The organism is Allobosea sp. P4_E12, assembly GCF_056401655.1.
Genome location: NZ_JBFUIY010000020.1, coordinates 34,476 through 48,278, shown reverse-complemented (window position 1 = coordinate 48,278; position 13,803 = coordinate 34,476). Strand labels below are relative to the sequence as shown.

The following is a 13,803-nucleotide window of genomic DNA, read 5'->3' as shown; positions in this document are numbered from 1 at the left end:
CGTCGAACATGCCTAATCTGGAGGCATGATTTGGATCTGTGAGCGGCCGGGCCGCCATGCGTGAGATAGTGCGCTTCCTCTACGGCGATGAGCTGGTCGAGATCGCGTCCAGCGATCCGACCCAGACGCTGCTCGACTGGCTGCGCCTCGAGCGCCGCCGGACCGGCACGAAGGAAGGCTGCGCCGAAGGCGATTGCGGAGCCTGCACCGTCGTCGTCGGACGACTCGACGGCGGCCGATTGCGCTATGAGGCGATCAACGCCTGCATCCGCTTCCTGCCGACGCTCGATGGCTGCCATCTGCTCACCATCGAGCACCTGAAGGGCGCGGACGGCCGTCTGCACCCGGTGCAGCAGGCGATGGTCGATTGCCACGGCTCGCAATGCGGCTTCTGCACGCCGGGCTTCGTGATGTCGCTCCTTGCGCTCTGGCTGAACGAGCCGGCGCCGGAGCTGGGGCGAATCGAGGACGCGCTCGCGGGCAATCTCTGCCGCTGTACCGGCTACGAGCCGATCATTACCGCGGCCCGTCGCCTCTACGAACACGCCGACCGGACGCAGGATCGCTTCGCGCTTTCGGTGCCCGGCATCGCCGCCCGGCTGCACGCTTTCGCGGATCAGGAGACGCTGACACTCGCCCATGGCACGCGACGCTTCCTGTCGCCGGCGACGGCCGATGCCCTCGCCGATCTCGTCATCTCCCATCCCGAGGCCGTTCTCGTCGCCGGCGCGACCGATGTCGGTCTCTGGATCACCAAGGGGATGCAGCAGCCGCAAACCATCATCCATCTCGGCCGCGTCGAGGACCTGCGTCCAATCAGCGACGAGGGCGATCATCTGCGCATCGGCGCCATGGCGAACCATATCGATGTCCGCACGGCACTCGCGGTGCTCTCGCCGCAGCTCGACGAGCTGATGCGCCGCTTCGGCGGCGAGCAGGTGCGCAATGCCGGGACGATCGGCGGCAATATCGCCAATGGCTCACCGATCGGCGATCTACCGCCTGCGTTGATTGCGCTTGGTGCAACGCTGCTGCTGCGGCGCGGCAGCGAGCGACGCGCGCTGCCGCTGGAAGCCTTCTTCCTCGACTATCGCAGCCAGGACCGGAAGCCAGGCGAATTCGTCGAGGCCGTGCTGGTGCCGAAACTGCAGAATGACGCTCTGTTCCACATTTCGAAGATCTCAAAGCGCTTCGACGAGGATATCTCGGCGGTGTGCGGCGCCTTCCTGCTGCATCTCGACGAAGCCAATCGGGTGAGCGAGGCACGGCTCGCCTATGGCGGCATGGCCGGTATCCCGAAACGGGCCGCCGCCGCGGAAGCCGCGCTGCTCGGGAGGGATTGGGACGAGGCTGCGGTCGCTGCCGCCATCGCCGCCCTGCCCCGGGATTTCACACCGCTGACCGACATGCGCGCCCCGGCGGCGTACCGGCTGAAGGTGGCCGGCAATCTCCTGCGCCGGTTCCTGATCGAAACGACGGCGCTTGACGTCGACACGCGCGTCGCGGGCCTGCTTGCGGAGGCTGCCCATGGCTGACGCGCGCAAACGGCTTGAGACCGAGGTCGTGGCCGGGCCGCTCGGCCGGACCAGCAATCATGATTCCGCCGCCAAGCATGTCGCGGGTGAAGCCCTCTATATCGACGATATCGCCGAGCCGGCCGGCCTTGCGCATGCCTATCTCGGCCTTTCCCAGGTCGCGCATGGGCGGCTGATATCGCTCGACCTCGCGGCCGTGCGCACGGCCCCCGGCGTTCTCACCGTGTTGACGGCCGAGGATATTCCGGGCGCGAACGACATCAGCTCGACGCATCGACATGACGAGCCTGTCTTCACGACGCAGAATATCCTGCATCACGGCCAACCGCTTTTCGCGGTTATCGCGGAAACCCGGGATCTGGCGCGCCGCGCCGCCGCGCTGGCCAAGGCGGCCTATGAGGAAGCCGCTCCGCTGCTGGATGTCGCAGCGGCCCGCGCGGCCGGCGGCGAGCTTGTCACCGACCCGCTGAAGCTGGAGCGCGGCGATGTCGCGGAAGCGCTTGCTGCCAGCCCGCGCCGGCTCAAGGGGTCGATGGAGATCGGCGGGCAGGATCATTTCTATCTGGAGAGCCAGATCGCGCTCGCCATCCCCGGCGAGGACGAAGACATGCTGGTGCTGTCCTCGACGCAGCATCCGAGCGAAGTCCAGCACATGGTCGCGCAGGTGCTCGCCGTCGGCTCCCACGCCGTCACCATCGAGGTCCGGCGCATGGGCGGCGGCTTTGGCGGCAAGGAGACGCAGGCCAATCTCTTCGCCTGCGTCGCCGCGCTCGCTGCCCGCAAGCTGAAGCGCCCGGTAAAGCTCCGGCCCGACCGCGACGACGACATGGTCATCACCGGCAAACGCCATGATTTCGTGGTCGATTACGAGATCGGCTTCGATGACGAGGGGCATATTCACGCGGTGGACGCGGTCTATGCGGCGCGCTGCGGCTGGAACGCCGATCTCTCGGGCCCGGTCACCGACCGCGCGCTGTTCCACATGGACAATTGCTATTTCTACCCGGCGGTGCGCGGACGTTCGCAGCCCCTGCGGACCAACACCGTTTCGAACACGGCCTTTCGCGGCTTCGGCGGCCCCCAGGGCATGGTCGGAGCGGAACGCTTCATCGAGGAGGTTGCTTTCGCGACCGGGCTCGACCCGCTCGAGATCCGCAGGCGCAATCTCTATGGCGCGGTCGGTCGCGACATCACGCCCTATCACCAGCAGGTCGAGGACAATATCGCCGGCGACGTGATCGCCGAACTTGAACGGCGTTGCGATTACCGCGCGCGCCAGGCGGGGATCCGTGAGGCCAACCGCAAGAGCCCGGTCATCAAGCGTGGCATCGCGCTGACCCCGGTCAAGTTCGGCATCTCCTTCACCGCGACCTGGTACAATCAGGCAGGCGCCCTGGTGCATGTCTACACGGACGGCACGGTGGCGCTGAACCATGGCGGTACCGAGATGGGCCAGGGCCTCTATGTGAAGGTGGCGCAGGTCGTGGCGCAGGCTTTCGGGATCGGCCTCGACCGGATCAAGATCACCGCGACGACCACCGGAAAGGTGCCGAACACCTCGGCGACAGCCGCCTCCTCCGGCTCCGATCTCAACGGCATGGCCGCGCTCGATGCCTGCGAGACGATCAAGGCGCGGCTCATCGCCTTCGCGTCGAAGCGCTGGGAGGTTTCAGCCGAGGAGATTGCCTTCCTGCCGGGCCGGATCAGGATCGGCACGCAGGAGATGAGTTTCGCCGAATTCGTCGCGGCAGCCTACATGGCCCGCGTCCAGCTCTCGGCGACCGGCTTCTACGCGACGCCGAAGATCCATTGGGATCGCAAGGCCGGGCGTGGCCACCCGTTCTATTATTTCGCCTATGGCGCGGCTGCGGCCGAAGTCGCGATCGACACGCTCACCGGCGAATACAAGGTCGAGCGGGTCGACATCCTGCATGATTGCGGCACCTCGCTGAACCCGGCGATCGACAAGGGCCAGATCGAGGGCGGCTTCGTGCAGGGCATGGGCTGGCTCACCACCGAGGAACTCTGGTGGGACGACAACGGCCGGCTCAAGACCCATGCGCCCTCGACCTACAAGATCCCCGTCGCCTCCGACCGGCCGCGGATCTTCAATGTCGACCTGCTCGAGAACGCCCCCAATCGCGAGCCGACGATCCACCGTTCCAAGGCGGTCGGGGAGCCGCCGCTGATGCTGGCGATCAGCGTGCTCCACGCCTTGTCGGACGCGGTCGCGAGCGTCGGCAATCATCGCTTCTGTCCCCGTCTCGACGCGCCGGCGACGCCGGAGCGTGTACTCGATGCGGTCGACCGCATGCGGGAACAGGTACGGGGCGCGGCGCCATGACCGGGCTGGCGACTTTCCTCGAAGCCCATCTCGAGCAAGGCGCCATCCTTGTCAGCATCGAGCGCGCCGAAGGATCGACCCCACGCGAAACCGGCGCGACGATGGTCGTCACCGCCGAGGGCAATTCCGGGACGATCGGCGGCGGCCAGCTCGAATTCCACTGCGCCGACATCGCCCTTGAGATGCTGGCGAGCGGCGAGACCTCGCGACGCCTCGATATTCCGCTTGGGCCGCAAATGGGCCAGTGCTGCGGCGGCCGGGTCGGTGTCGTGCTGGAGCGGGCCAGGCCGTGCCATCTCGCGACTCTCCAGGCCGCCGAAGCGGCAAGGTGCGCAGCGCAGCCTGCCGTCCTCATCCTCGGCGCCGGCCATACCGGGCGCGCGCTTGCCGAGGCCCTCATGCGCCTGCCGCTGACGGTCATTCTGATCGACGACCGCGAAGCCCAGATGCACGATCTTCCCGTTGGTGTCGCACCGCTACGACTGGACGACCCGGTCGAGGCGATCACATCGGCCCAGCCCGGCACCGCCTTCGTGATCCTTTCGCACAGCCATGCGCTCGACTACCGGCTGACCGAGGCTGCGCTCCTGCGCGGGGATGCCGCCTATGTCGGCATGATAGGCTCGGCGACGAAGCGCGCTCGCTTCGCTGCCAGCTTCCGCCGCCGGCACCCTGCAAGCGATGCCCTGGCGCGCCTGACCTGCCCGATCGGCGGGGATGATGTGGACGACAAGCGCCCTGAGGTCATCGCCGCCTTGACGGCAGCCGAACTGGTGCGGAGCTTGCTTGCCAAGCAACAGGCTTCCGGGCAAAGCGTGGCGCAGGGCCGACAGGGTCCGGGGAGAAGGGCAGGAGATGACGGCGTCGCCGCATGACAGGACGGATACGCCGCCCCGGCTCGTGCTGTCGGGCATCTCCAAGAGCTTTCCCGGCGTGAAAGCCAATGACGACATCAGCTTCAGCGTGAAGCCCGGCGAGATCCACGCCCTGCTCGGCGAGAACGGAGCGGGCAAGTCGACGCTGGTCAAGGTCATCTACGGCGTTCAGCAGGCCGATTCGGGCAGCATCTCCTGGGATGGCCGGCCTGTTTCGGTCCCCTCGCCCAAGGCGGCGCGGCGGCTCGGCATCGGCATGGTCTTCCAGCATTTCTCGCTGTTCGACGCGATGACCGTGATCGAGAACATCGCGCTCGGCCTCGACGAGGCCGTGGATCGCGAGGAGCTGAAGACCCGCGTCGCCAAGGTTCTGCAGAGCTATTCGCTGCCGCTCGATCCCGAGCGCGAGGTCCATACGCTCTCGGTCGGCGAACGGCAGCGCATCGAGATCGTCCGCTGCCTGCTGCAGAAGCCGAAGCTCCTGATCATGGATGAGCCGACTTCGGTCCTGACACCGCAGGAGGTCGAGCGTCTGTTCGAGACCTTGCGGCAGATCGCGTCCGAAGGCTGCTCGATCCTCTACATCAGCCACAAGCTGCACGAGATCAAAGCCTTGTGCGACACCGCCACGATCCTGCGCGCCGGCCGGGTCGTCGCGACCTGCGACCCGCGGCAGGAGACGACACGGCGCATGGCCGAGCTGATGATCGGCGCCGAATTGCGGCAGATCGAGAACGCCCATTCCGGCAGGATCGGCAAGCGCCGACTGATCGTGTCTGGTCTCTCCCTGCCCGGCGAACCGCCTTTCGGCACGAGCTTGCGCGACATCAGTTTCGAGGCACGGGCCGGCGAGATCCTCGGCATCGCCGGCGTCGCCGGCAATGGCCAGGCCGAGCTGCTCGGCGCGCTGTCCGGCGAGCGCCTCAGTGCGGTGCCGAACGCCATCATGCTCGACGGCAAGCCCGTCGGCAGCGAGGGAGCGGGCGAGAGGCGCAGCGCCGGCCTCGCCTGCGTTCCGGAGGAGCGCAACGGACACGCCGCCGTGCCGGATTTCTCGCTGGCCGAGAATGCCATCCTGACGGCGCGCTACCGGCTGCCACTGGCACCTCGCGGCTTTATCCGCCTCGGAGCGGTTCGGCGCTTCGCCCAGGCCGTCATCGGCCGGTTCGATGTGCGCACCACCGGTCCAGGCTCTCCGGCCCGCTCATTGTCCGGCGGCAATCTGCAGAAATTCATCATGGGCCGCGAGATCGGCCAGGAACCAGGTGTCCTCGTGGTCTCGCAGCCGACCTGGGGGGTCGATGCGGGCGCCGCAGCGGCGATCCGGCAGGCGCTGGTCGATCTGGCGGCGAAGGGCTCTGCGGTCGTGGTGATCTCGCAGGACCTCGATGAACTGCTCGAGCTGGCAGACCGGCTCAGCGTCATCAACGAGGGCCGGCTCTCGCCGCCCCGCCCGGTCGCGGAGCTCGCGATCGACGAGATCGGCCTGATGATGGGCGGCATTCACGGCGCAGCCCAGCCCGAAGGAGCGCCGCTTCATGCTTGAATGGCGCCGCCGCCGCGAACCAAGCCGGGCGATGCTCTATCTGAGCCCGCTGATCGCGATCGCGCTCACCATGGCGACCGGCGCGTTGGTCTTCACGGCGATGGGTTATGACGGGCTGACCGCGGTCTTCGACTTCTTTCTCGTATCCTTCCTCGAGCCGCATCGCTGGCCGGATCTCGGCGTCAAGGCGGCGCCGCTGGTGATGATCGCGCTCGGCCTCGCCATCGGTTTTCGCGCCAATGTCTGGAATATCGGCGCCGAGGGCCAGTACATCATGGGCGCCATCGCCGGCACCGGCGTTGCCCTCGCCACCTATGAGATGAGCGGCTGGTGGATCCTGCCGGCCATGGCTCTAGCCGGCATCCTCGGCGGCATGGCCTGGGCTGCGGTCCCGGCGCTGCTGCGCGTCAGGCTTCAGGTCAGCGAAATCCTGACCAGCCTGATGCTGACCTATGTCGCGGTGCAGGTGCTGTATTATCTCGTGCGCGGCCCGTGGAAGGATCCGGACGGCTTCAACTTCCCGCAGACGCGGATGTTCACGGCCGATCAGACGCTGCCGGTCGTCATCCCCGAGACGCTCGTCCATCTCGGCATTCCGCTCGCACTCGTCATTGCCGTCATTGCCTGGCTGGTGTTGGAGAAGACGACCGCGGGCTATGCGGTGAAGGTTGTCGGGCTCGCACCGGCTGCGGCGCGTCACGGCGGCTTCAGCGCCGAACGGACGACCTGGGTGACGTTGCTGATCGGCGGCGGCCTTGCGGGTCTTGCCGGCATCTTCGAGGCTGCAGGCCCGTTCAGCCAGCTTACCCCGCAGTTCCCGGTCGGCTACGGGTTCACCGCCATCATCGTCGCCTTCCTCGGCCGCCTGCACCCGCTGGGCATCGTGCTCGGCGGCGTCGTTCTGGCGGCAACCTATGTCGGCGGCGAGATCGCCCAGACGACCGTGCGTCTGCCCCAGGCCGCGACCGGCATGTTCCAGGCGATGCTGCTGTTCTTCCTGCTCGCGACCGATGTGCTGGTCCGTTATCGCATCGCCTTCCGGGCGAGGCCGGCGAAAGTGGTGCCGCGATGAACAGCGTCATCCTGGTCTCGATCATCATGACGCTCGTCGCAGCGTCGACACCGATCCTGCTCGCGGCGCTCGGCGAGCTCGTCGTCGAGAAGTCGGGCGTGCTCAATCTCGGTGTCGAGGGCATGATGCTCACCGGGGCCGTCGCCGGTTTCGCGGTCGCCTTCAGCACCGGCAGCGTTGCGCTCGGCCTCATTGCCTCCGTTATCGCCGGCATCGCAACCGGGATGATCTTCGCCGTGCTGACGCTCAGCCTGACCGCGAACCAGGTCGCGACGGGCCTGGCGCTGACGATTTTCGGCGTCGGCGCCTCCTCGCTGATCGGCGCCGGCTTTGTCGGCCGCACGATCGATCGTCTGGGGCCCCTGTTTCCCGAAGCGCTTTCCAGCCATCCCTGGCTGCGTGCGCTCTTCGGGCACGACATCATCGTCTATCTCTCGCTTGCCCTGGTTCTCGGCGTGAGCCTCTTCCTGCGCAGGACGCGCGCCGGATTGATCCTGCGGGCGGTCGGCGAGAATGACGCCTCGGCCCATGCCATCGGCTATCCCGTCATTGGCATCCGCTATGCGGCGATCGCCTTCGGCGGCGCGCTGGCGGGCCTCGGCGGCGCCTATTTCTCGCTGGCGCTGACGCCGATGTGGGCTGACCGCCTCACCGCCGGGCGCGGCTGGATCGCGCTCGCGCTCGTCGTCTTCTCCGCCTGGAAACCCGGCCGGCTCCTGCTCGGGGCCTATCTCTTCGGCGCGGTGATGACCTTCGAGCTTCAGGCCAAGGCTGCCGGCATCACCTGGCTCGCGCCGGAGGTGCTGGCGATGGCCCCCTATCTTGCGACAATCCTGGTTCTGACGATGATGTCGCTCGGTCGCAAGACGGGCCGGCTCGACGCGCCCGCATGTCTCGGCAAACCCTTCTCGGCGTCCTGACGGCGCCGCCAACCCCGTGGGGAGAACAACCATGTCATCCATGATCACCCGCCGCACGCTCGTTGCCGGCGGCGCCGCGGCGTCCGCCCTGCCCCTGCTCGGCCGCAGCGCCTTTGCGCAGGCGCCACTGGGTGTCGGCTTCATCTATGTCGGTCCGATCGGCGATCACGGCTGGAGCTGGACGCATGATCAGGGCCGCAAGGCGCTCGAGAAGCAGTATGGCGACAAGATCAAGACCAGCTTCATCGAGAACGTCGCTGAGGGGCCGGATGCGGCGCGCGCGCTGCGCCAGCTGGCGCAGGCCGGCAACCAGCTGATCTTCGCGACCTCCTTCGGTTTCATGAACCCGACCATCCAGGTCGCAAAGCAGTTCCCGAAGCTGAAATTCGAGCACGCCACCGGCTATCAGCGCGCCGAGAACGTCGCGACCTACAATGCCCGCTTCTACGAGGGCCGCGCCGTGATCGGCACGATCGCGGGCCACATGTCGAAGAGCGGCCAGGCCGGCTACATCGCCTCCTTCCCGATTCCGGAGGTCGTGATGGGCATCAACGCCTTCACGCTCGCCGCCCGCAAGGTCAACCCGAACTTCAAGACCAAGGTCATCTGGGCCTCGACCTGGTACGACCCGGCCAAGGAAGCCGACGCCGCCAAGGCGCTGATCGACCAGGGCGCCGATGTGATCACCCAGCATACCGACAGCCCCGCCGCCCTGCAGGCGGCCGAGCAGCGCGGCGTCTTCGCCTTCGGCCAGGCGTCCGACATGAGCGCCTTCGCGCCCAAGGCGCATCTCTCGGCGATCGTCGACGACTGGTCGGGCTACTACATCAAGCGCGTCAAGGACGTCATGGACGGCAGCTGGAAGTCGGGCGACGTCTGGGGCGGGATCAAGGACGGCTTCGTCAAGCTCGCCCCGTTCAATCCCGCGATGACGCCAGCCGCACGCGCAGGCGCGGAAGAAGTCCAGAAGGGCATCGTTGCCGGCACGCTCCACCCCTTCACCGGCGAGCTCAAGGACCAGAAGGGCGTGCTGCGCCTCAAGGCCGGCGAGACCGCCCCCGACGAGATGCTGTCGAAGATGGACTGGTATGTCGACGGCGTGCAGGCCTGAGCGCGCAGGCCAACTTATCCTAACGTCACCCCGGCAGCCGGATCGAGACTTCGGCTGACGGGAATGACGGAGGCGGCATGACGCCCCGAACGATTCAGCATCAAAGCCTCTTGCAGATATTTTAAGCTTGAAACAAAATGAGGACCATACGAGCCGGAAGGGGATGGGGATCTCCGCCGGCCAGTAGGCTCCTTGCAGGTCCCGGGAGGACATCGGACATGAAGCTCAAACTCGCATTGTCTATCGGCACGGCGCTCGTCGCGCTGGGAGTTGCCGGCGCACAGGCCCAGGAGCCGATCAAGATCGGCGTCGTCAGCGTTCTTTCCGGCCCGCAGGCAGCCCTTGGCCAGCAATTGCGCGACGGCTTCCAGCTCGCAGTCGACCAGATGGGCGGCAAGCTCGGCGGACGGCCGGTGCAGATCACGGTGATCGATGACGAGCTCAAGCCCGATGTCGCGGTCGGCAAGGTTCGCGGCTTCGTCGAGGGCGGCAAGGTCGATTTCGTCGTCGGACCGGTCTTCTCGAACATTCTGGGCGCCATCGCCAAGCCAGTCCTGGACTCCGGCGCGGTGCTGATCAGCCCGAATGCCGGCCCTTCGACGCTTGCAGGCAAGGCCTGCCACCAGAACTTCTTCGTGACCTCGTACCAGAACGACCAGGTCCACGAGGTGCTCGGCAAATACGCTCAGGACCAGGGCTTCAAGCGCGCCTACATCATGGCGCCGAACTACCAGGCGGGTAAGGACTCGCTCGCCGGCTTCAAGAACTACTTCAAGGGCGAGGTGGTCGACGAGGTCTATGTCCCGCTGAACCAGCTCGATTTCTCGGCGGAGCTCGCCAAGATCGCCTCGGCCAAGCCCGACGTCGTCTTCGCCTTCATGCCGGGCGGTCTCGGCGTCAATCTGGTCAAGCAGTGGTCGCAGGCCGGCCTGCAGGGCAAGATCCCGTTCCTCTCCGCCTTCACGGTCGATGAATCGACCCTGCCGGCACAGCAGGACGCTGCGGTCGGCCTCTTCGGCGGCATGACCTGGGCGCCCAATATGGACAATCCGCAGAACAAGAAGTTCGTCGCGGATTACGAGGCTGCCTACAAGATCGTCCCCGGCTCCTACGCCATGCAGGCTTATGATGCCGCCTTGCTGATCGACTCGGCGGTCAAGGGTGCCGGCGGCACGGCCGACAAGGACAAGCTGCGGGCCGCGATCCGGAAGGCCGACTTCAAGTCGCTGCGCGGCAACTTCAAGTTCAACAGCAATGGCTACCCGATCCAGGACTTCTATCTGGTCAAGGTCGCCAAGCGCGCCGACGGCAAGTTCCAGACCGAGATCGCGCAGAAGGTGTTCTCGGACTATGCCGACCCGCATGCGAAGGATTGCGCGCTGAAGTGAGGAGACTGCCCGGGGGAGCTCATGTCCCTTCGTCTCTCTGGGAGGAGAGAAGAGCTTGGATGATGGCAGGGTGCCGGAGAGCAGCCGCCTGTCATCGGAGCAGGACATCAGCTCCCCTTGGCGACATCCTCACCCTCGCCGCCGCCCCTGCCCTTTCCGGGGACGGACGCCCGCCCGTGCCTGACTTGCGTCTCGCTGCGCCCGCCTAGCATGCTGCGAAAAGTTGCGACGGTTTTCGCATTCGGCATGCTCTAAATTATGAGAATCGATCGCGTTTTCTGCGTTGGACGACTTTGTCCAAACGCAGCGTGATCAAGGGGCGCCCCGCGCCGGCCAACGAATATCGAGCTGATGACCACCAGTCTCCTCATCGTCCAGATCCTGAACGGGTTGCAGCTCGGCATCCTGCTGTTCCTGGTGGCAGCGGGGCTGACGCTGGTCTTCGGCGTCATGGATTTCATCAACCTGGCCCATGGCGTGCAGTACATGCTGGGGGCCTATCTCGCCGTGACCTTCGTCGGGCTGACCGGAAGCTTCGTGCTGGGGCTGCTGCTCGCCCTGGCGGCTGCGCTCGTCATCGGGCTAGCCCTCGAATTCCTGGTCTTCCGCCATCTCTATGAACGCGACCATCTCGACCAGGTTCTCGCGACCTTCGGGCTCATCCTGCTCCTGAACCAGGGCGTCAAGATCGTCTGGGGTGCGGCGCCTCTCTCCGTCCCGGTCCCGGAATTCCTCTCGGGCTCTGTGCGCTTGATGGACGGCATTCTCTATCCGACCTATCGCTTCGCCCTGATCGGCGCCGGGCTCGCGGTCGGCGGATTGCTCTGGTTCATCGTCGAGCGGACGCGTACCGGCATGCTGTTGCGGGCCGGGGCCTCGAACGCGCCAATGGTTTCGGCACTCGGTGTCGATATCCGCAAGCTCTTCATGGTCGTCTTCGCCTTCGGAACCATGCTGGCCGGATTTGCCGGCGCGATGGCGGCGCCGATCCTCTCGGTCGAGCCCGGCATGGGCGACACGGTGCTGATCCTCGCCTTCGTCGTCATCGTCGTTGGCGGCATCGGCTCGATCCGCGGCGCCTTCGTCGGTGCGCTGATCGTCGGACTGGTCGACACGCTCGGGCGCTCCTTCATGAATGACCTGCTGCGCCTGTTCATGAGCGCCCCCTCGGCCCGTGCGACGGGAGCCGCTCTCTCCTCGATGCTGATCTACCTGGTGATGGCCATCGTCCTGTTCGTGCGTCCCGAAGGCCTGTTGCCCGCCAAGGGCCGGACATGAGCGCGGCGCCCACCATCGCCGGCGCAGCCGGGTCCATCCCATCCCGACCAAGATCGCGCTCCGTCCTGGCGCTGGTGCTCTTCGCGGCGCTCGCGCTTGCCCCGGTCGCCGTCTCGCTCGGCGTCCCAGCGCATTGGCTGTCATTGCTGACGCGGGCGATGATCTTCGCGATCGCGGCCCTGTCGCTCGACCTCATCCTCGGTGTCGGCGGGCTGGTCTCCTTCGGGCATGCCGCCTTTATCGGCATCGGCGCCTATGTGACCGGCATCATGATCACCGAGGGTCGCACCGAGACCCTGCTGATCCTGCCCGTGCTCCTCGTCGTCTGCGCCATCTTCGCGGCGGTCACGGGCGCGGTCTCGCTGCGCACGCGCGGCGTCGCCTTCATCATGATCACGCTGGCCTTCGGGCAAATGGTGTTCTTCCTGGCGCAGGCGCTCTCGGCCTATGGCGGCGACGATGGCCTGACGCTCTATGCCCGCAGCACGATCGCCGGCCTCGACATCGCGGCAAGCCGGACCGGCTTCTTCTACATCGTGCTGGGCGCACTCATCGGCTGCTACGGGCTGGTCCGCATCATCGTCGCCTCCCGCTTCGGCCGCGTGCTGCGCGCGGCGCGCGAGAACGCGACGCGCGTGACCGTGACCGGCTACGATGTCGGACGCGTGCGCCTGATCGCCTATGTCATCAGCGGCATGATCGCGGGCCTGTCCGGCTTCTTCCTCGCCAACCAGACGGAATTCGTCAGCCCCGCCTTCATGTCCTGGCAGCGCTCGGGCGAACTGATCTTCATGGTCGTGCTCGGCGGTGTCGGCTCCCTGCATGGCGCGATCATCGGCGCGCTTGCCTTTCTCTTCGCCGAGGATGTGCTCGCCGGGATCACCGAACACTGGAAGGCGATCTTCGGGCCTCTCATCGTTCTCTTCGTGCTGTTCACACGCGGCGGCATCGTCGGCATCCTCGCAAGGATACGGGGACGCAGCGATGGCTGAGCCCGTCCTCGCCCTCGATGGCGTTCGCAAGTCCTTCGGTGCGCTGAAGGTGACCGATGGTGTCAGCTTCTCCGTCGCTCCCGGCGAATTGCATGCCCTGATCGGCCCGAACGGCGCCGGCAAGACCACGCTCGTGCACCAGATCTCCGGCATGCTGCGCCCGGATGCCGGCAGCATTCGCTTTCGCGGCGCCGACATCACCGGACTATCGCCGGAGAAGCGCGCGCGCGCCGGGCTCGCGCGCACCTTCCAGATCACCTCGACCATCGCTTCGCTCTCGGTGCTGGAGAATGTGGCTCTCAGCGTGCAGGCGCGGGCGACGCATCCGCTGGCGCTGTTCTGCAACGCCGCCCGCGACGAGCGCCTGAACGGTCCCGCCTGGGCGGCAATCGAAGCGGTCGGTCTCGGCGAGCGCGCGCATGTGCCGGCCGGCCGGCTCTCGCATGGCGAGAAACGCGCGCTCGAGATTGCGATGGCACTGACCCTCGAGCCCGCCGCGATTCTGCTCGACGAGCCGCTGGCCGGTGTCGGGCACGAGGAAGGCGCACGCCTGATCGCGCTGCTGAAGAGCCTCAAGGGTCGCTACGCCATGCTGCTGGTCGAACACGACATGGAGGCGGTGTTCGCGCTCGCGGACAGGGTCAGCGTGCTGGTCTATGGCCGGGTCATCGCCTCTGGTGAACCGGCCGCCGTCCGTGCCGACCCGACCGTGCGCGAAGCCTATCTCGGCGAGGAGGGCTAG

At 66.6% G+C, this 13,803-nt stretch carries 11 protein-coding genes; all 11 read left to right on the top strand.

Annotated elements, in window-relative coordinates; all coding sequences use genetic code 11:
* Nucleotides 1-56: 56 nt before the first annotated feature.
* A complete protein-coding gene (gene xdhA / locus AC1DW9_RS23685; protein WP_441506638.1) occupies nucleotides 57-1,535 on the top strand; it encodes a xanthine dehydrogenase small subunit in 1,479 nt (492 codons plus the stop codon).
* A complete protein-coding gene (xdhB, locus tag AC1DW9_RS23680; protein WP_441506639.1) occupies nucleotides 1,528-3,879 on the top strand; it encodes a xanthine dehydrogenase molybdopterin binding subunit in 2,352 nt (783 codons plus the stop codon). The genes xdhA and xdhB overlap by 8 nt, the downstream gene beginning before the upstream one ends.
* Nucleotides 3,876-4,754, top strand: coding sequence for a xanthine dehydrogenase accessory protein XdhC (gene xdhC, locus AC1DW9_RS23675; RefSeq protein ID WP_441506640.1), 879 nt, complete (start codon nucleotides 3,876-3,878; stop codon nucleotides 4,752-4,754). Before xdhB ends, xdhC begins: the two co-directional genes overlap by 4 nt.
* The gene (locus AC1DW9_RS23670) at nucleotides 4,735-6,300 is read left to right on the top strand and encodes an ABC transporter ATP-binding protein (RefSeq protein WP_441506641.1); all 1,566 of its coding nucleotides are present in this window, start codon (nucleotides 4,735-4,737) and stop codon (nucleotides 6,298-6,300) included. The genes xdhC and AC1DW9_RS23670 overlap by 20 nt, the downstream gene beginning before the upstream one ends.
* The gene (locus AC1DW9_RS23665) at nucleotides 6,293-7,372 is read left to right on the top strand and encodes an ABC transporter permease (RefSeq protein ID WP_441506642.1); all 1,080 of its coding nucleotides are present in this window, start codon (nucleotides 6,293-6,295) and stop codon (nucleotides 7,370-7,372) included. Before AC1DW9_RS23670 ends, AC1DW9_RS23665 begins: the two co-directional genes overlap by 8 nt.
* Nucleotides 7,369-8,292, top strand: a complete 924-nt coding sequence (locus AC1DW9_RS23660) for an ABC transporter permease (protein ID WP_441506643.1) — start codon at nucleotides 7,369-7,371, stop codon at nucleotides 8,290-8,292. Before AC1DW9_RS23665 ends, AC1DW9_RS23660 begins: the two co-directional genes overlap by 4 nt.
* 40 nt (nucleotides 8,293-8,332) lie before the next feature.
* Nucleotides 8,333-9,403 carry a BMP family ABC transporter substrate-binding protein gene (locus AC1DW9_RS23655; protein ID WP_441506668.1) on the top strand — a complete coding sequence of 357 codons (1,071 nt, stop codon included), beginning with the start codon at nucleotides 8,333-8,335 and terminating at the stop codon, nucleotides 9,401-9,403.
* Between the two features lie 218 nt (nucleotides 9,404-9,621).
* Complete coding sequence (locus AC1DW9_RS23650; RefSeq protein ID WP_113515589.1) at nucleotides 9,622-10,791, top strand: ABC transporter substrate-binding protein; 1,170 nt, start codon at nucleotides 9,622-9,624, stop codon at nucleotides 10,789-10,791.
* Nucleotides 10,792-11,142: 351 nt separating this feature from the next.
* Entirely contained in the window at nucleotides 11,143-12,069 is a 927-nt protein-coding gene (locus AC1DW9_RS23645) for a branched-chain amino acid ABC transporter permease (protein WP_069882119.1), read from the top strand.
* Complete coding sequence (locus AC1DW9_RS23640) at nucleotides 12,066-13,061, top strand: branched-chain amino acid ABC transporter permease (RefSeq protein WP_441489104.1); 996 nt, start codon at nucleotides 12,066-12,068, stop codon at nucleotides 13,059-13,061. The genes AC1DW9_RS23645 and AC1DW9_RS23640 overlap by 4 nt, the downstream gene beginning before the upstream one ends.
* On the top strand, nucleotides 13,054-13,803 hold the full coding sequence (locus tag AC1DW9_RS23635; RefSeq protein WP_441506644.1) for an ABC transporter ATP-binding protein: 750 nt from the start codon (nucleotides 13,054-13,056) through the stop codon (nucleotides 13,801-13,803). Before AC1DW9_RS23640 ends, AC1DW9_RS23635 begins: the two co-directional genes overlap by 8 nt.

Coding starts and splice junctions, on each gene's coding strand:
- xdhA (WP_441506638.1), top strand. CDS start 57: ATGCGTGAGATAGTGCGCTTCCTCTACGGCGATGAGCTGGTCGAGATC.
- xdhB (WP_441506639.1), top strand. CDS start 1,528: ATGGCTGACGCGCGCAAACGGCTTGAGACCGAGGTCGTGGCCGGGCCG.
- xdhC (WP_441506640.1), top strand. CDS start 3,876: ATGACCGGGCTGGCGACTTTCCTCGAAGCCCATCTCGAGCAAGGCGCC.
- AC1DW9_RS23670 (WP_441506641.1), top strand. CDS start 4,735: ATGACGGCGTCGCCGCATGACAGGACGGATACGCCGCCCCGGCTCGTG.
- AC1DW9_RS23665 (WP_441506642.1), top strand. CDS start 6,293: ATGCTTGAATGGCGCCGCCGCCGCGAACCAAGCCGGGCGATGCTCTAT.
- AC1DW9_RS23660 (WP_441506643.1), top strand. CDS start 7,369: ATGAACAGCGTCATCCTGGTCTCGATCATCATGACGCTCGTCGCAGCG.
- AC1DW9_RS23655 (WP_441506668.1), top strand. CDS start 8,333: ATGATCACCCGCCGCACGCTCGTTGCCGGCGGCGCCGCGGCGTCCGCC.
- AC1DW9_RS23650 (WP_113515589.1), top strand. CDS start 9,622: ATGAAGCTCAAACTCGCATTGTCTATCGGCACGGCGCTCGTCGCGCTG.
- AC1DW9_RS23645 (WP_069882119.1), top strand. CDS start 11,143: ATGACCACCAGTCTCCTCATCGTCCAGATCCTGAACGGGTTGCAGCTC.
- AC1DW9_RS23640 (WP_441489104.1), top strand. CDS start 12,066: ATGAGCGCGGCGCCCACCATCGCCGGCGCAGCCGGGTCCATCCCATCC.
- AC1DW9_RS23635 (WP_441506644.1), top strand. CDS start 13,054: ATGGCTGAGCCCGTCCTCGCCCTCGATGGCGTTCGCAAGTCCTTCGGT.